This is a genomic window from Streptomyces sp. NBC_00091 (genome assembly GCF_026343185.1).
GTDB lineage: Bacteria > Actinomycetota > Actinomycetes > Streptomycetales > Streptomycetaceae > Streptomyces.
Window position 1 is genome coordinate 5,200,206 of sequence record NZ_JAPEMA010000001.1, and the last position, 17,480, is coordinate 5,217,685.

15 protein-coding genes and 1 riboswitch are annotated in these 17,480 nt (G+C 72.3%); of the genes, 11 read left to right on the forward strand and 4 right to left on the reverse strand.

The features are described 5' to 3' along the window. Nucleotides 1-2: 2 nt before the first annotated feature. On the reverse strand, nt 3-740 hold the full coding sequence (locus tag OOK34_RS24025; RefSeq protein WP_267035919.1) for an SDR family oxidoreductase: 738 nt from the start codon (nt 738-740) through the stop codon (nt 3-5). Nucleotides 741-904: 164 nt separating this feature from the next. After that, complete coding sequence (locus OOK34_RS24030; protein WP_267035920.1) at nt 905-3,262, reverse strand: chitinase C-terminal domain-containing protein; 2,358 nt, start codon at nt 3,260-3,262, stop codon at nt 905-907. Nucleotides 3,263-3,560: 298 nt separating this feature from the next. Beyond that, a riboswitch (FMN riboswitch) is annotated at nt 3,561-3,690 on the forward strand. 218 nt (nt 3,691-3,908) lie between these two features. Here OOK34_RS24030 and ribD point away from each other — a divergent pair. The 10 genes from ribD (at nt 3,909) to OOK34_RS24080 (ending at nt 12,469) form a co-directional block, all read left to right on the forward strand. Continuing rightward, nucleotides 3,909-4,988 carry a bifunctional diaminohydroxyphosphoribosylaminopyrimidine deaminase/5-amino-6-(5-phosphoribosylamino)uracil reductase RibD gene (gene ribD / locus OOK34_RS24035; RefSeq protein ID WP_323183494.1) on the forward strand — a complete coding sequence of 360 codons (1,080 nt, stop codon included), beginning with the start codon at nt 3,909-3,911 and terminating at the stop codon, nt 4,986-4,988. Then, complete coding sequence (locus OOK34_RS24040) at nt 4,989-5,612, forward strand: riboflavin synthase (protein ID WP_267035922.1); 624 nt, start codon at nt 4,989-4,991, stop codon at nt 5,610-5,612. Then, nucleotides 5,609-6,262, forward strand: a complete 654-nt coding sequence (locus tag OOK34_RS24045) for a nicotinamide mononucleotide transporter family protein (protein WP_267035923.1) — start codon at nt 5,609-5,611, stop codon at nt 6,260-6,262. Before OOK34_RS24040 ends, OOK34_RS24045 begins: the two co-directional genes overlap by 4 nt. Then, a complete protein-coding gene (locus tag OOK34_RS24050) occupies nt 6,259-7,563 on the forward strand; it encodes a bifunctional 3,4-dihydroxy-2-butanone-4-phosphate synthase/GTP cyclohydrolase II (RefSeq protein ID WP_267035924.1) in 1,305 nt (434 codons plus the stop codon). Before OOK34_RS24045 ends, OOK34_RS24050 begins: the two co-directional genes overlap by 4 nt. Nucleotides 7,564-7,606: 43 nt before the next feature. Continuing rightward, a complete protein-coding gene (ribH, locus tag OOK34_RS24055; RefSeq protein ID WP_267035925.1) occupies nt 7,607-8,092 on the forward strand; it encodes a 6,7-dimethyl-8-ribityllumazine synthase in 486 nt (161 codons plus the stop codon). Nucleotides 8,093-8,150: 58 nt separating this feature from the next. Continuing rightward, on the forward strand, nt 8,151-8,432 hold the full coding sequence (locus tag OOK34_RS24060; RefSeq protein WP_267035926.1) for a phosphoribosyl-ATP diphosphatase: 282 nt from the start codon (nt 8,151-8,153) through the stop codon (nt 8,430-8,432). A gap of 69 nt (nt 8,433-8,501) precedes the next feature. Next, nucleotides 8,502-9,350 carry an ATP phosphoribosyltransferase gene (hisG, locus tag OOK34_RS24065; RefSeq protein WP_267035927.1) on the forward strand — a complete coding sequence of 283 codons (849 nt, stop codon included), beginning with the start codon at nt 8,502-8,504 and terminating at the stop codon, nt 9,348-9,350. Between the two features lie 52 nt (nt 9,351-9,402). Continuing rightward, complete coding sequence (locus tag OOK34_RS24070) at nt 9,403-9,867, forward strand: PH domain-containing protein (protein ID WP_267035928.1); 465 nt, start codon at nt 9,403-9,405, stop codon at nt 9,865-9,867. Between the two features lie 200 nt (nt 9,868-10,067). Beyond that, the gene (locus tag OOK34_RS24075; RefSeq protein WP_267035929.1) at nt 10,068-11,432 is read left to right on the forward strand and encodes a hemolysin family protein; all 1,365 of its coding nucleotides are present in this window, start codon (nt 10,068-10,070) and stop codon (nt 11,430-11,432) included. Then, complete coding sequence (locus tag OOK34_RS24080; protein ID WP_267035930.1) at nt 11,429-12,469, forward strand: hemolysin family protein; 1,041 nt, start codon at nt 11,429-11,431, stop codon at nt 12,467-12,469. The genes OOK34_RS24075 and OOK34_RS24080 overlap by 4 nt, the downstream gene beginning before the upstream one ends. A 347-nt stretch (nt 12,470-12,816) precedes the next feature. On the opposite strand, the gene OOK34_RS24085 is transcribed toward OOK34_RS24080, so the two are convergent. Continuing rightward, nucleotides 12,817-14,736 (reverse strand): AAA family ATPase, encoded by a 1,920-nt coding sequence (locus OOK34_RS24085; RefSeq protein ID WP_267035931.1) that lies wholly within the window; start codon nt 14,734-14,736, stop codon nt 12,817-12,819. A gap of 377 nt (nt 14,737-15,113) precedes the next feature. Continuing rightward, entirely contained in the window at nt 15,114-15,749 is a 636-nt protein-coding gene (locus OOK34_RS24090) for a uridine kinase (RefSeq protein ID WP_267035932.1), read from the reverse strand. A 287-nt stretch (nt 15,750-16,036) separates the two neighbouring features. Here OOK34_RS24090 and OOK34_RS24095 point away from each other — a divergent pair, with 287 nt between their 5' ends. Next, nucleotides 16,037-17,467 carry a C39 family peptidase gene (locus tag OOK34_RS24095; RefSeq protein WP_267035933.1) on the forward strand — a complete coding sequence of 477 codons (1,431 nt, stop codon included), beginning with the start codon at nt 16,037-16,039 and terminating at the stop codon, nt 17,465-17,467. Nucleotides 17,468-17,480: the final 13 nt, after the last annotated feature.

The following is a 17,480-nucleotide window of genomic DNA, read 5'->3' on the forward strand; positions in this document are numbered from 1 at the left end:
GCTCAGCCCCGCCGCTCCAGGAACTCGGCGAAGGTCGTCCGGCCCACCGCGCGGGAGGGCGTCAGGTTGCCGCCGCGGCGGAAGCCCCCGTACGCCTTGCCCGCGAGCGGTACCGGGACCACGCGGCGCCCGCGCCCCCTCGCCGCGAGGTAGCTGCGGCCCCACTCCTCCAGCGTGCGGATCTCCGGGCCGCCCATGTCCGCGACCCGGCCCGCCGGGGCCGCGACCGCGAGCTCCGCCAGCCGGTCCGCCACCTCCTCGACGGCGATCGGCTGTACCCGTACGCCCTTCGGCAGCAGCGCCACCGGCAGCTTGGCGACCCTGTCCACCACCTCGGCCACCAGGTCGTGGAACTGGGTGGTCCGCAGGATCGTGAACCCGAGCCCCGACCCCTCCAGCAGTCGCTCCACCCGCAGCTTCGTCTCGTAGTAGCCCAGCGGCACCACGTCCACCCCGACGATCGAGATGTAGACGACATGCGCGACGGTCCCGCTGCGGCGGGCCGCGCGGATCAGGTGCCCGGCGGCCTGTTCGTCACCGCCGCGCGGCGAGCTCGCGCAGTGCACCACCACCTCCGCGCCCGCCATGGCCGCGTCCAGTCCGCTGCCGTCCCGCAGGTCGACGGGGAATTCGGGGGAGTGCCGGCTCAGCACCCGGACCTCGTGGCCCTGGTCGCGCAGCCGGGTGACGACCAGCGCCCCGAGATTGCCGGTGCCGCCGGTGACGAGGATCGTGCTCATGGTGGGGGTCCTTCCTTGCCGGAGTGCCTACTCCCAGGAGACAGAACAGCCCGCCGGAATGTGACGGCCCTCGTGAGGAAACGCGCGAGGACCCGGTGGCCGCCGGGCCACCGGGTCCTCACATCCGTTCAGGACATCCGTTCAGGACATCCGTTCAGGGCAGGTCAGCAGGCGCCCTGGTCCTTCCAGACGCCCCACTCGCCGGTGGTGCCGGGCTCCTCGTTCTGCGTCCACCACTGGGCCTTCCAGTTGCGGCCCTTGTGCGAGACCACGTTCCCGCTGTTGTAGACCGTGCCCGCCACGTACGCCGGGTTGGTGCAGGTCCCGCCCGGAGGCGTGGTCGGCGGCGTCGTCGGGGGCGTGGTCGGGGGCGTGGTGGGGGGAGTGGTCGGGGGCTGGGTGCCGCCGGGCTCCGTCACCGTGGTGCCGCGCGCCAGGTCCCCGGCGAGGGCGTAGGTGGTGCCGGAGACGTTCACCGTCCAGTTGGAGGGCGTGGACACCGGCAGGTAGTAGTTGAAGGCCAGGTCGACCGAGGCGCCCGGGGCCAGCGTCTGCCAGGCCGGGAGCTTCAGGGAGACCCGCTGGAAGTCGCCCTTCAGGCCACCGATGTTGTTGCCGGTGTGGCCGGTGGCGATCACCTTCGTGCCGAAGCCGGACTGGTCCGAGGCGTTGGCCGGGGCCGAGGTGCCGTAGTCGAACTGGAACTCGGTGCCGCCGGGCAGCGTCGTCTTCGTGTTGTTGGTGATCTTGAGCTTCGGGGTGATCGGGTAGTTGGAGTCGCCCAGCTTGAACTCGGTGAACTCCGTCTTGATGTCCACGGCCTGCGCGGGCAGGGCGGCGCCCGCCTTCTTCGCGCCGTACGGGGAGGCCGCCTTGAACTTGTCGTACATCAGCGAGGTGAGCGTGTCGCCCATCTCGTACTGGCCCTTGGCCGCGTTGTAGGAGTAGTCGCCGGCCAGCTCCCACACCATCGTGCCGCCGATGCCCTTGTTCACCACGTAGTCGGCCTTGGCGGCCACCGACTGCTCGTCCTCCGTCGACAGGAAGACCTTCTTCTGCGCGTTCCACAGCCACGGCGCCACCAGCGTGGAGTCGTACTTGCGGGCGTAGCTGCCGGTCAGCGTGGTGTTCGCGGGGAAGCCGTACTTGGTGACGTAGTCGCCGACGACACCCTTCTCCAGGTTCTTCGCGTGCCACATCGGGTTCGAGCCCGCCGGGGACTCGACGCCGTTGGTGTCCAGGTCGTGCCACAGGTTGTCGATGCCGACCGCACCGTCACCGCACTTGGTCAGACCGGCGCCCGCCGGGCAGCTGGTGGCGGGGGCCTTGCCCCACAGGCCGTCCGTGCCGCCCTGCACGTTCTTGAAGCCGCGGGTGTAGTACGGCAGGCCGATGTTGATCCGGCCCGAGGGCATCGAACCGCGGAAGTAGTGGTACGCCCAGTCGGTGTTGAGGTAGCCGACACCGCCGTACTGGGAGGTGGAGTAGACGCCCGCGGCCGCCAGTTCGGCGTCCTTGCCGTCGTCGAAGAGGGAGGCGTTGGGGCCGACGTACTCGTTCCAGGCGCCGTGCAGGTCGTAGGACATGATGTTGACGTAGTCCAGGTACTTCTGCATCTGGAACGTCTCCATGCCCCGCAGCAGGTAGCCGGAGGAGGGGGCGGCGACGGAGAGCAGGTAGTGCTTGCCGTCGGCGGCGCCGGCGCGGTCGAGCTTCTCGCGCAGCGTCCTCATCAGGACGTCGTAGCCCTTGACCAGTCCGGCGCGGCGGGCGTTGGACAGCTGCCAGTCCAGCGGGTTGCCCGCGTCCTTCATGGTGGTCGGGTACTCGTAGTCGATGTCGACGCCGTTGAAGCCGTACTTGCGGACGAACTCCACCGAGGAGTCCGCGAAGGTGTCGATGCCGGCCTGGTTGACCGAGCCGTCGGCGTTGGTGGCCATCGAGTAGAACCCGCCGGAGGCGACCCGGTTGCCGTCGTCGCCGAAGTAGCCGCCGGTCTCGGCCCAGCCGCCGACCGAGACGAGCGTCTTGACGTTCGGGTACTGCTTCTTGAATTTGTTCAGCAGGTTGAAGTGGCCCTTGTACGGGAGGGCCGGGTCCATCTCGGCGCCCGCGACTCCTGGCCAGGTCATCCCGGTGGCGGCGTTGTTCGCGTTGTCCGCCCCGACCGAGATCTTGTTGTCGGCGCCGACGTGGGCGAAGGCGTAGTTCAGGTGCGTGACCTTGGACCACGGGACGTTGTTGGCGAGGTAGGCGGGGGTGCCGTCCTTGCCGGTGCGCCAGCCGGTGAAGTAGCCGATGACGCGGCGCTGGTGGTCGGCGCCCATCTTCTCGCGGCCTTCGGAGTCGTAGACCGAGCAGTACGGGACGTCGACACCGGTCGTCTTGTACAGCCCGTCGGGGCGACAGCTTTCGTTGTCGGCGGCATGGGAGACGCCGGTGGAGAGCCCGCCGACCAGCATTCCGGCGATTGCGGCGCCGGATGCCAGGAGCATCGCTCTCATACGTGTGGGGGACGGCATGGTGCCTCCTGGGGAGGGGAGGATGGCAGGGCCAACGTGCGGCAACAGGCGGAAGAGTGGCGCTGGTTGGCCCGTGACGTGCGCACGTCGGCAGGCCGGCTCCCGGGGAAGATGAAGGGAACGTTAAGAGGACTAGACCAAACCGTCAATAGGTCTGGACCAAAGCCGGGCGGGGAGGGATCGCGACACCGTTGGCGCAATAGGGGCGCTCAAGAACGGCCGGTCTGTGAGCCAGGCCACAGCGCTTCACTCGCATGGCCGCCGATCACCCGTGGCACACTGGCCCTAGTACCAGTAGCAGCGCACTCCGGGGTCGGTGTAATTCCGAACCGGCGGTATAGTCCGCGACCCGTCCGCAGCCAGCGGCCGGTTGACCAGGTGAAATTCCTGGACCGACGGTTAAAGTCCGGATGGGAGGCAGTGCGCGGCGGGCCAGTCACCGGTACGCCGCCGTCGGCGGTCCATCGGCGTATCCCCAGCGGATACGTGTCGGACGGACCGTATCTCCGGCCTCGGCGTCCCCGCGTGTGCTCACCCGCTTCATCTGTCGTATCCCGACAGGCCCCGGAGTCCGTGCCCGATGAGGCAGGAGGACCCGGTGGCGACACACGCCGCGCACGCAGCATCCGACCCGAGCGCCACCGCCATGCGCCGGGCCATCGAGCTCGCCGCCCGCGGACTCGGCTCCACCAGCCCCAACCCCGTCGTCGGCTGCGTCATCACCGACCCCACGGGCGCCGTCGTCGGCGAAGGCTGGCACCAGCGGGCCGGCGGCCCCCACGCCGAGGTCCACGCCCTGCGCGCGGCAGGCGAGGCCGCCCGCGGCGGCACCGCCTACGTCACCCTCGAACCCTGCAACCACACGGGCCGTACGGGCCCCTGCGCCCGCGCCCTCATCGAGGCCGGCATCACCCGCGTGGTCTACGCCGTCTCCGACCCGAACCCGCAGGCCAGCGGCGGCGGAGCCACCCTGCGCGCCGCCGGGATCGCCACCGAGGCCGGACTCCTCGCCGACGAGGCCGAACAGGGCAACGCCGCCTGGCTGACCTCCGTACGCCTGGGCCGCCCGCACGTCACCTGGAAGTACGCCGCCACCCTCGACGGCCGCAGCGCCGCCGAGGACGGCAGCAGCCGCTGGATCACCTCCCCCGAGTCCCGCGCCGACGTCCACCGGCTGCGCGCCGAGGCCGACGCCGTCCTCGTCGGCGGCGGCACCCTGCGCGCCGACGACCCCCACCTGGCCGTCCGCGGCATCGATGGGGCCGTCCAGCCGCTGCGCGTCGCCCTCGACACCCGCGCCGGCCTCCCGCCGGCCGCCCGCATCCTCGACGACGCCGCGCCCACCCTGCTCGTCACCGGCGAGGACGCCGACACCCGGCACCTGCCCGGCACCGACGTGCTCCGGCTGCCCCTGCACGACGGCCGCGTCGCCGTCGGCGAACTCCTCGAGCAGCTGTACGCCCGCGGCGTGCGCTCCGTCCTCCTCGAAGGCGGCCCCACCCTCGCCGGGTCCTTCCTGGAGGCCGGGGCGGTCGACCGCGTCGTCGGCTACATCGCCCCGGCCCTCCTCGGCGCCGGACCCGCCGCCCTCGCGGGCGCCGGCATCACGAACATCGCCCACGCGGTCCGCCTCGAGATCACCGAGGCCGTCCGCACCGGCACCGATCTGCGCATCACCGCCGTACCCGTCCACGCCGTCCCCGCCAACGCCCCCAAGGAGCACTGAGTGTTCACCGGAATCGTCGAAGAACTGGGCGAGGTCACCGCCGTCGAGCAGCTCGCCGAGGCCTCCCGCTTCCGCCTGCGCGGCCCCGTCGTGACCGAAGGCGCCAAGCACGGCGACTCGATCGCCGTCAACGGCGTCTGCCTGACCGTGGTGGAGACCGCCGACGGCGAGTTCACCGCCGACGTCATGCAGGAGACCCTCAACCGCTCCAGCCTCGGCGCACTGGCCGAGGGCTCCCGGGTCAACCTGGAGCGCCCCATGGCCCTCGGCGGACGGCTCGGCGGCCACCTGGTGCAGGGACACGTGGACGGCACCGGCCGGATCCTCTCGCGCACCCCCTCGGAGCACTGGGAGATCGTCAAGGTCTCGCTCCCGGAGAACCTCGCACGGTACGTCGTGGAGAAGGGCTCCATCACGGTGGACGGCGTCAGCCTCACCGTGGTCGAGGCCGCCGCCGACTACTTCACCATCAGCCTCATCCCCACCACCCTCGCGCTAACCACCCTCGGCATCAAGCAGAGCGGCGACCCGGTCAACCTCGAGGTCGACGTCCTCGCGAAGTACGTCGAGCGCCTGCTGGCCGCCGGTGTGAACCCCCTCCACGCGAAGGAGACCGACCAGTGACCGCCCTGACCTGGCTCAACGCCGAGGCCTTCGAGGTCTTCGGCCAGAAGGTCATCTGGTCCGACATGATCGGCAACCTGATGGGCCTGGCCGCCCTCGCCCTCGGCTGGCGCCGCTCCATATGGACCTGGCCCGCCCAGCTCCTCTCCGGCCTGATCCTGGTCGCCGCCTACGCCTCCGCCCACCTCGCGGGCGGCATCGGCAAGCAGCTCCTCGTGATCTCCGTCGCCGTCTGGGGCTGGCGCGCCTGGCAGCTCGGCCGCCGCAGCGCCCAGGACGGCTCCATCGCCGTGCGCACCGCCACCTGGAAGGAACGCGGACTGCTCCTCGCCGGAGCGGCGGCCGGCACCCTCGCCGTCGGCGGCCTGTTCACCGTCTACCCGAACCTGTCCTGGAGCCCGTGGGCCGACGCCTACATCTTCGTCGGCACGATCGTGGCGATGGTGGCCCAGGCCCGGGGCCTCGTCGAGTTCTGGTTCGCCTGGCTCCTCGTCGACCTCGTCGGCGTCCCCCTCGCCTTCAACAGCGGCCTGGCCTTCTCCGGCCTCGTCTACGTCGTCTACTTCGCGCTCGTCCTGTGGGGCGCCTACGACTGGTACCAGCGCTCGCGCACCACCCCCGCCACGGCCCTCGAAGGAGCAACGGCATGACCACCATCCTCAAGCCCGTGCCGGACCCGGCCGAGCCCGCCGCGCAGGAGACCTTCCGCCTCGACCCCGTCGAGCAGGCCATCCGCGACATCGCCGCGGGCCGCCCCGTGGTCGTCGTCGACGACGAGGACCGCGAGAACGAGGGCGACCTCGTCATCGCCGCCGAGAAGGCCACCCCCGAGATCGTCGCGTTCATGATGAGCGAGTGCCGCGGCCTGATCTGCGCCCCGATGGAGGGCCCCGAGCTGGAGCGCCTGGAGCTCCCGCAGATGGTCCAGAACAACACCGAGTCGATGAAGACCGCCTTCACCGTCTCCGTCGACGCGAGCGCCGAGCACGGCGTCACCACCGGCATCTCCGCCGCCGACCGCGCCACCACCCTGCGCCTCCTGGCCAACGGCACCTCCGGGGCCGGCGACTTCGTCCGCCCCGGCCACATCTTCCCGCTGCGCGCCAAGCCCGGCGGCGTACTGGTCCGCAACGGCCACACCGAGGCCGCCGTCGACCTCGCCCGCCTCGCGGGCCTGCGCCCCGCCGGCGCCATCGTGGAGATCGCCGGCGAGGACGGGGTCATGCTGCGGCTGCCCGAGCTGATCCCCTTCGCCCGCAAGCACGGCCTGACGATCATCTCCATCGAGGACCTGATCGCCTACCGCCGCTCCGCCGAGCCCACCGTGCGCCGCGAGGCCGAGGTCAGCCTGCCGACCGCCTTCGGCGCGTTCACGGCGTACGGCTACCGCTCCACCGCCGACGGGGTCGAGCACGTCGCGCTCGTCCACGGAGAGGTCGGCGACGGCAAGGACGTCCTGGTCCGGATGCACTCCGAATGCCTGACCGGCGACATCTTCGCCTCCCAGCGCTGCGACTGCGGCCCCCAGCTGCACGCCTCCATGGAGCGCATCAAGGCCGAGGGCCGCGGCGTGGTCGTCTACCTGCGCGGCCACGAGGGCCGCGGCATCGGACTGCTGTCCAAGCTGCGCGCCTACGAACTCCAGGAGCGCGGCCGCGACACCCTGGACGCCAACCTGGAACTCGGCCTGCCCGCCGACGCCCGGGACTACGGGGCCGGCGCCCAGATCCTCGCCGACCTCGGCGTCCGCAGCGTCCGGCTGCTCACCAACAACCCCGACAAGGCCGACGCCCTCGTCCAGCACGGCATCGCCGTCGCCGGCCGGGAGCCGATGCCCGTCGAGGCCGGCGAGCACAACCTGCGGTACCTGCGCACCAAGCGGGACCGGATGGGCCACGACCTGCCCTGGCTGGAGGGGGCCGTGCCCACCTCCGCCTGCGGCAACCAGTGACCACGTACACCCACCACACCCAGACACACCGAGGAGCAGAGCTGTGAGCGGCAAGGGCGCACCCGAACTGAGCGTGAAGAACTGCGGCAACCTCCGGGTGGCCGTGATCGCGGCCCAGTGGCACGAGAAGGTCATGGACGGGCTGGTCGACGGCGCCCTGCGGGCCCTGCACGAGCTGGGCATCGACGAGCCCACCCTGCTGCGCGTCCCCGGCAGCTTCGAGCTCCCGGTCGTGGCGAAGGTACTGGCCGGTCGCGGTTACGATGCCATCGTCGCCCTCGGCGTGGTCATCCGCGGCGGCACCCCGCACTTCGACTACGTCTGCCAGGGCGTCACCCAGGGCCTGGTGCAGGTGTCGATCGACACCGGAGTCCCCGTCGGCTTCGGCGTCCTGACCTGCGACAACGACGAGCAGGCGCTGGACCGCGCCGGACTCGAGGGGTCGAACGAGGACAAGGGGCACGAAGCGGTCACCGCCGCCGTCTCCACCGCCATGACCCTGCGGACCGTCAGCGAACCCTGGCGCTAGTCCAAGGAGTGAACCCCGACACTGGGTCACGGGGCTGAGCCCTTACTCTAGGGACATCATGGCGAACAAACCCACCAAGAGTTTCGAAGAGCTCTTCACCGAGCTCCAGCTCAAGGCCGCCAACGGCGACCCCAGTTCCTCCCGCACCGCCGAGCTCGTGGGCAAGGGCGTCCATGCCATCGGCAAGAAGGTCGTCGAGGAGGCCGCCGAGGTCTGGATGGCCGCCGAGTACGAGGGCAAGGAAGCCGCCGCCGAGGAGATCTCCCAGCTGCTCTACCACGTCCAGGTGATGATGGTGGCGCGCGGGATCTCCCTCGAGGACGTCTACGCGCACCTCTAGGCCGGAGCTCCGCCCCCGGGGCCCCCGCCCCGCACCCACCTTTCGCAACCTACGCACCAAAGGAAGCCCATGCTGCGCATCGCCGTCCCCAACAAGGGTTCACTCTCCGGACCGGCGTCGGCGATGCTCCATGAGGCCGGCTACCGCCAGCGCAAGGAGTCCAAGGAACTCGTCACGGTCGACCCCGACAACGAGGTCGAGTTCTTCTACCTCCGCCCGAAGGACATCGCGATCTACGTCGCCTCGGGCAAGCTGGACATCGGCATCACCGGCCGCGACCTGCTGCTGGACTCCGGCGCCAACGCCGAGGAGATCCTGCCGCTGAACTTCGGCCGCTCCACCTTCCGCTACGCCACCAAGCCCGGCACCGCGAAGGGCCCCGAGGACTTCGGCGGCATGACCATCGCGACCTCGTACGAGGGAATCGTCGGCAAGCACCTCGCCGACCTCGGCATCGACGCCGCCGTCGTCCACCTGGACGGCGCCGTCGAGACCGCCATCGAGCTCGGCGTCGCGCAGGTCATCGCCGACGTCGTCGAGACCGGCACCAGCCTGCGCAACGCGGGCCTGGAGGTCATCGGCGAGCCGATCCTGACCTCCGAGGCCGTGGTCATCCGCGGCAACGGCGCCGGCGCCGAGAACGCGCAGGCCCAGCAGTTCCTGCGCCGCCTCCAGGGCGTCCTGGTGGCCCGCAGCTACGTGATGATGGACTACGACTGCCGCGCCGAGCACCTCGAGCGCGCGGTCGCCCTCACCCCGGGCCTGGAGTCGCCGACGATCTCCCCGCTCCACAACGAGGGCTGGGTCGCGGTCCGCGCGATGGTCCCCGCCAAGGAAGCCCAGCGGATCATGGACGACCTGTACGAGCTCGGCGCGCGCGCGATCCTCACCACCTCGATCCACGCCTGCCGTCTCTGACCCGTACGCCGCCCCGACCCGTACGCCACCTCCAGAAGGCACACCCAGCACCATGAGCGAGTCCGCCGCCCAGCCCGCACTGCCCGCCCTGCCGGTCACCTTCCGGCCGAACCGCACCCGGGCGGTACTGCTGAGCGTCGGGCTCGCCATGTTCGCCACCATCACGGCGATCGCGGTGCTGCTGGAGAACCTCAGCCCCGGCGAGCGGATCAGCTTCGTCTTCACCGCCGTCCTGCTGAGCTCCGTCCTCGTCCTGCTCAGCCGCCCCAAGGTGGTCGCGGACGAGGCCGGGGTCACCGTGGTCAACCTCACCACCACCCGCCGCCTGGAGTGGGCGCAGATCCTGCGCGTCAACCTCCGCCCCGGCGACCCGTGGGTCTTCCTCGACCTCAGCGACGGCACCAGCCTGCCCGTCCTCGGCATCCAGCCCGGCGTCGCCAAGGCCCGCGCCATCGGCGACGCCCGCGCCCTGCGCGCCCTCGCCGAATCCCGTGGAACCGGCACAAACGACCACTGACCCCGCCGAGCCTCGTCGCTGCGTCCCATTGCGGCGGCGACCTCAATGACTACCCTGGTGGCGGGGCGCAACAGCGCGCCCTCCCATCCGCCCCGGGACCCCGTGGCCCGTGGGCACCTGCGACCAGAGGAGTGACTCCCTCCAGCAATGGACGGATCGTCCGGTAGTACCCGCGCCGCCCTCCCCCCGGAGCCGGCGGCATGACCATCCCGCTACTGCTGCTCCTGGCGGCATTCGCACTGATCCTCGCCAACGGTTTCTTCGTGGCGGCCGAATTCGGCCTCGTCACCGTCGAGAAGCCCGAGGCCGAACGCGCCGCCGCCGACGGCGACCGCCGTGCCCGCACCGTGGTCGAGGCCCTGCGGGAGCTGTCCTTCCAGCTCTCCGGCACCCAGCTCGGCATCACCATCACCTCCCTCGTGGTCGGCATGCTCGCCGAACCGGCCCTCGCGGCCCTGCTCTCGGGTCCGATCGCCGCCACCGGTCTGCCCGCGGGCGCCGTCTCCGGCGTCGCCGTCTTCATAGGCATGCTGCTCGCCTCCGCCGTCCAGATGGTCGTCGGCGAGCTCGTCCCGAAGAACTGGGCGATCTCCCGGCCGCTCCAGGTGGCCAGGTTCGTGGCCGGCCCGCAGCAGGCCTTCTCCCGGGCCTTCCGGCCCGTCATCGCGGGCCTCAACTCCGTCGCCAACCGCCTCGTGCGCGCCCTCGGCGTCGAACCCGCCGAGGAGATGGCCTCCGCCCGCACCCCCGGCGAACTGGTCTCCCTGGTCCGCCATTCGGCCCAGGCCGGCGCCCTCGAACAGGACACCGCCGACCTCTTCGTACGGACCCTCTCGCTCGGCGAGCTCACCGCCCAGCACGTCATGACCCCCCGCGTGAAGGTCAGCGCCCTCCAGCACACGGCCACCGCGGCCGACGTACTGAACCTGACCCGCGCCACCGGCCTGTCCCGCTTCCCGGTCTACCGCGAGCGCATCGACGAGATCACCGGCGTCGTCCACCTCAAGGACGCCCTCGCCGTGCCCGAGTCCGAGCGCGCCCGCACCACCGTCGGCCGGATCTGCCTCGCCCCGCTGCTGGTGCCCGGCTCCCTGCCCGTACAGCCGCTGCTGGAGCGGCTGCGCAGCGAACAGCCGATGGCCGTCGTCGTCGACGAATACGGCGGCACCGCCGGCGTGGTCACCCTGGAGGACATCGTGGAGGAACTCGTCGGCGAGGTCCGCGACGAGCACGACCCCGCACAGGACGACACCCCCGAGCTGGCCGCCGTACCCGGCGAGGACGGCCGCCCCTCCTGGGAGGCCGACGGCAGCTGCCGCGTGCACACCCTGCGCCGCATAGGCCTCGAAGTCCCCGAGGGGCCCTACGAGACCGTCGCCGGGCTCGTCGCCGACCTCCTCGGCCGGATCCCCGCCCCCGGGGACCGCGCCGAGCTGCCCGGCTGGAAGCTGTCCGTCCGCCAGGTCCGCCGCAACCGCGCGGAGCGGGTGCGGCTGGTCCGGCTGACGGCGGTGCCCGCCCCCGCGGCCGCGCACTCGCCCCAGCTGGAAGGCGCCGCCCGGTGAACGCGCTCCAGCTGCTCTTCGCCCTGCTCCTGGTCCTGGCCAACGGTTTCTTCGTCGGCGCCGAGTTCGCGCTCGTCTCCGTACGGCGCAGCCAGATCGAGCCCCTGGCCGCCGGCTCCAAGCGGGCCCGCCAGGTCCTGTACGGACTGGAGAACCTGCCGCGCATGATGGCCGCCGCCCAGTTCGGCATCACCATGTGCTCGCTCACCCTCGGCGCGGTCGCCGAGCCCACCGTGGCCCGGCTGCTGGAACCCGTCTTCCACGCCGCCCACGTGCCCGAGGGCCTGATCCACCCCCTCGGCTACGTGTTCGCCCTGTCCGCGGTGGTCTTCCTCCACCTGGTCATCGGCGAGATGGTCCCGAAGAACCTCGCCATGGCCGCCCCGGAGAAGACCTCGCTGTGGTTCAGCCCCGGCCTGGTCGCCTTCGCCCGCCTCTGCGGTCCGGTCACCACGGCCCTCGGCTCCTGCGCGGCCCTCGTCCTGCGGCTCTTCAAGGTCGAACCCAAGGACGAGGTCGAGGCCGTCTACACCAGCGCGCAGCTCGGCCGGCTCGTCAAGGACTCACGGCAGGCCGGGCTCCTCGAACCGGTCGAGCAGGAACGCCTGGAGGACGCCCTGGAACTGGGCAGCCGCCCGGTCACCGACGTCCTCCTCAAGCGGGAGCGCCTCGTCACGGTGGGCCCCGCCGTCACCCCGCGGCAGATCGAGCAGCTGACGGTCCGCACGGGCTACTCCCGCTTCCCCGTCCGCTCCGACACCGGGGCGTTCATGGGGTACCTCCACGTCAAGGACGTCCTCGACCTGGAGGACCGCGAGCGGGCCGTACCGCAGCGGGTGTGGCGCCGGATGACCACGCTGTGCGCCACCCTCCCGCTGGACGACGCCCTCAGCGTCATGCGCCGCGACGCCACCCACCTGGCCCAGGTCGCCGACCTCTCCGGCCGCATCCTGGGCCTGGTCGCCCTGGAGGACGTCCTCGAAATGCTGGTCGGCGAAGTCCGCGACCCCTCCCACCGCCCCTTCGCCCGCACCTGAGCCCTTCTAGACGCGCCGCTCGCACGGCTCGGCGCCGGAGCGCCTCTCCGGCTTCGCGGCGCTGCGCCGGACTCCGTCCGGCGGGCCGGGGGGCGGTGCCTCGATCCTTCGAGCCTCGCCGGCGTTTGAGGCGCGGGTCCGGGCAGAGCCCGGGGAACGGTGGAAGGGCGGGTAGGGGACTTGCTCCGCGCAGCGGCCCACGACCCGCAGGCGGCCGCCGGACCCCAGCCCAGCCCCGGGGCCCCGCCCCGGCTCCGGCGGACGGAGTCCGGCGCAGCGGCGCGAAGCCGGGGAGGCCGCCTGCGGCCGAGCCGCGCGAGCGGCGCGTCGGGAAAGGGTGCGGCGCGTCAAGAAGGGGTATCGGTGGGGCCGCGGCCCGAGAGGACCTCGCCGTACGCCTGCATCAGGTCCGGCAGGCGCAGCGTGGCCAGGTCCTCCCTGGAGGGCTCGCCCGCGAAGCCCGCCAGCCGCAGGTCCCGGTAGGCGCAGCTCTTCTCGTACAGGGTCCGCAGGAACCGGCCGTTGCCCAGCTCGTCGATCCAGCCCTGCTCCACCACGTGCCCGCTGATGCTGCGCAGTTCCTCCCGCGCCTCCTCGTCCCAGCAGTCCCCGTTCGCCTCCGCCAGGACCCCGCCGATCGAGGTCAGTTCCGGCGGCCGGTAGCTCGGGAAGTCCACCCGGGTGGTGAACCGCGAGGACAGCCCCGGATTGGCGGCCAGCAGCCGGTCCATCCCCGCCGGGTAGCCGGCCAGGATCACCACCAGGTGGTCCCGGTTGTCCTCGGCCCGCTTCAGTAGCACCTGCAGGGCCTCGTCCCCGTACGCGTCGCCCTTGCTGTAGCCCGAGTTGGACAGGCTGTACGCCTCGTCCACGAACAGCACCCCGCCGATCGCCGAGTCGATCAGCTCGTTCGCCTTGACCGCGGTCTGCCCGAGGAACTCCCCGACCAGATCGGCCCGTTGCGCCTCCACCAGGTGGTCCCCGCCCAGCAGCCCGAGCGCGTAGAAGACCCGCCCCAGGATCCGGGCCACCGTGGTCTTGCCGGTGCCCGAGGGGCCCGAGAAGACGAAGTGCCGCTTCGGCGGCTGTACGGGAAGCCCCTGGGCCGCCCGCAGGCGGGCCATGTGCAGCTGCGCGGACAGGGCCTTCACCTGCCGTTTCACCGGCTCCAGGCCCACCATCCGCTCCAGCTCCGCCAGCGCGTCGGCGAGCAGCGCCGGATCGGCGGGCCCGGCCGGCAGCCCGGTCGGGGCGCCCTGCGGGGGGACGGGCAGCCGGTGCCGTACGCCCTCCAGCCGGCCCGTTCCCGGCGGTTCCCCGGGTGTCGGCGGATCGGCGTCCACCTGCCCGTCCGCCGCGATGTCCTGGACCGGACCACCGCCGCCCCCGCCCCCGCCGCCCAGCACCAGCGCCGCGTGGTGTCCGGCGAAGCCCTCCGTGAGGTGGCCGCCGTAGCCGCCGTACCCGAAGGCGTCGGCCAGGCCGGCCATGTCGTCGGGGTCGGTGCTGTCCTCGATGGCCGTCAGCCGCGCCGCGGTGTCCATGAACGCCGGGTCCACCCGGTGCACCGCCCGGTACAGCGGCAGCGCCGCCGCACTGCGCCCGGTGCCCTCGCGCGCCCGCGCCAGCCAGTACCGCAGCTCCTTGCGCTGGGGCTGCTCGCTGCGGCACCGCATCAGCGCCGCCGACAGCATCGGCTCCGCCTGCCCGTACATCTCGAGGCGGACCCGGGCCATCCCGCCGAAGAGCCCCGCCTCGATGCCCAGCAGCGGATCGAGCACCAGCGGCTCGGTGTGCCGTACGAGCTGCTCCCAGTCCTTGACCAGATAGGCCCGGCAGGCGTGCAGGAACCGCACCTGGGGATCGGTGTCCACCGGCGGCAGCGCGGCGAGGGCCTGGTCCAGCTCGGGCACGTGGCGGCCGTCCAGCCAGTGCGAGGCGTGGGCCAGCAGCAGGTCCCGCCGGCTCTCCAGCACCGGCTGCACCCACCAGCCCAGCCAGTACCAGGAGTTGAGCGTCCGCCGGTGCCGGGCGCGCTGCTCCCCGAAGCGGTCCCGGTGGGCGTACATCCGCAGTAAGGCGTTGGTGGTGTCCACCCGCAGCGCGTGCAGTCCCAGCCAGGCGTCGGCCATGGCGGGATCCAGCCCGACGGCCGCGCGGAACTCCTCCTCGGCCTGCGGGTAGGCGCCCATCGTGCAGGCGTCGACCCCGCGCAGCCAGGCGAGTTCGGCCGGGGCTTGTGCGCTGCCCGGCATGCCGAAGTCCATCACATCCCCCACAAGCATGCCCCGTGGTGCGCGGCAAACTCCGCGTCGCGCACGCGAGTTGTCGACCCCGCCGATGAAATCAGGGCTGCATCGTACCTGCGGTGACGCACCTTACCCAGGGTGCGGCGGGCACGGGTCGTGGGCGTGCCCCGGAAGCGCAGGGTAACTCAGGGTGAAGATCGGTGGGCCGCTCGACGCGCGTCCCACCCGCCCGGGGCCGCTCCGGGGCAGAACGAAGCCCCCGATCACGGGGGAACAATCGGGGGCTTCGCGTCCGCGGCGGCCTTCGCAGACCGCGCATTCAGAACGTACGGCGCTTCCCGGGCCCGGGTCAAGCGGGTCGGGGAAGCCCCGTCCGGCCGGTTGCCCGAGGCCGCTCAGGCCTGGGGGAGTCCGTGACGTTCGGTGACTGAAGCGGCGGTTCCCGAGGTCGCAGGGGCCCCGGAAGTCCACTCGTATCCCGTACCACTCTGGTGTACCAAGGTGTCCGCGAAGGGGCGCGAAGGGTCGTCCGAGAAGTGCGCGCGCTCCGCGCGCTCCCATCCGTCCCAGAAGTCGGAAAGTTCGTGCCCGTCCCGGTTTCGCCCACGCCCCCAGGACATCTCGCGAGGGGTCTCCATCCACAGCAGCCGCGCCAGATGGGGGCGCAGCACCCGCCGCCCGGCCCCCACGCCCTCGACGAGCAGCACCGGGGCCGGCTCCAGTACCCGCTCCGCCCCGAAGCGGCGTTCCGTCCAGTCGTACGGGGCCCAGTGCGCGGCCCGTCCGGCGGCCAGCGGCTCCAGCACCTGCGCCCGCAGCCGCCCCCACCAGGCGAACAGCTCCTCATGGGTGGCCACGTCGTCCAGGTGCATCACCGGCGCGCCCCCCAGGGCTCCGGCGAGCCGCTGGGCGAAGGTGCTCTTCCCCGAACCGGCGTGCCCGTCGATGCCGATCAGCCGGACGGGACCGAGTGAGGGCGGCAGGGCGGCGAGCTCCCGCGCGAGTGACTCGAGTGACTGCTGTGGCTCCACCCGGCCAGCGTACGGCCCCAGGCCGTCTCTTCCGGATCTTGCCTGACCCGCGTCGCCCGGCACCGCACCTCGCTGCGTTGTCGAGGCTCCCGAGGACGTCCAGTAATCGGGAGCCTCTCCGCCTTGCGATGCACGGCACCGGACGACGCGGGCTTAACCGGCAAGATCCGAAAGAGACGGCCTAGCTACCCCCCGACACGGGCCCCGGGCTTCGCCGTCCCACCGCCGGGAACTGGAAGGGTGGAGCAGCCGAACCACCAGACCGACCCCCTGGGGGGATCACGCCGATGACCGCACCCACGCCACGCAGGGCCCTGCTGGCCGTCGCCCTCGCCGCCGCCACCGCGGCCACCGTCCCCGGCGGCCGGGCCTCGGCCGCCTCCGGCCAGGACGCCGCCGAGCCGGCCGCCCCCGAGCCCGCCACCCCCGGCCGGGACGCCGCCCCCGGGCCCGCCCCCGACGGCGGCGGCGCCGCGGCCCGGACGGTGGACAACCGGTTCTGGTACGCCCACGCCCACTGGCAGGCCGGCACCCACCGCGGCACCGCCGCCGTAGCCGGCGCCCGCCCCGGCCTGGAGATCGCGACCCCGGCGGGCCGCACCGAGTACACCGACCCCCACACGGCCAGGAAGACCACCTGGGAGTACGCCACCTGGACCTCCCCGGTGCACCGCTCCACCGTCCCCGCCACCGAGGCCATCGCCTCCTGGAACGCCGGCACCCCGGCCGGCACCTGGATCCAGACCGAGCTGCGCCCCGCCTACTCCGACGGCGCCCTCGGCCCCTGGTACGTGATGGGCCGCTGGGCCGCCGGGGACGGGGACATCCGCCGCACATCCGTCGACGGCCAGACCGACGGCAGGACCACCGTCTGGACCGACACCCTGGCCGTGGACGCCCCGGTCGCGGCCGCCGGGCTGCGCATCACCGGCTGGCAGCTGCGCCTCACCCTCCACCGCAAGCCCGGCGCCGGCCGGGGCCCCACGGTCTGGCTGGCCGGGGCGATGGTCTCCGGCGTCCCGGACCGGTTCACCGTCCCGGCAGCCGCCCCCTCCGGCGCGGCCCACGAGCTGAAGGTCCCGCGCTACTCGCAGGAGGTCCACGCCGGCCAGTACCCCGAGTACGACAACGGCGGCGAGGCCTGGTGCAGCCCCACCTCCTCCCAGATGATCATCGAATACTGGGGCCGCAAACCCAGCGCCTCCTCCCTGGCCTGGGTGCATCCGGGCTACGCCGACCCCCAGGTCTGCCACGCGGCCCGCTCCACCTACGACGCCGCCTACAAGGGCTGCGGGAACTGGCCCTTCAACGCCGCCTACGCCGCCACCTACCCCGGCCTGGCCGGGGTCGTCACCCGGCTGACCTCCCTCACCGACCTGGAGACCCTGGTCCGGGCCGGCATCCCGGCCATCACCTCCCAGTCCTTCCTGGCGGGGGAGCTCACCGGGGCCGGCTACGGCACCGCGGGCCACCTCATGACCGTGATCGGCTTCACCGCCGCCGGGGACGTGATCGCCAACGACCCCAACTCGGCGGACAACGCCGCCGTCCGCCGCGTCTACCGGCGCCGGGAGTGGGAGAACGTCTGGCTGCGCACGAAGCGCCGGAACGCGGCCGGGAAGACCGTCTCCGGCAGCGGCGGCGTCTGCTACCTCTACGCCCCGTGCCGGCCGAACGCGGACCAGATCAGGGCCCTGCGGGAGGTCGGGGTGCTGTGAGTGCGCAGGTCAG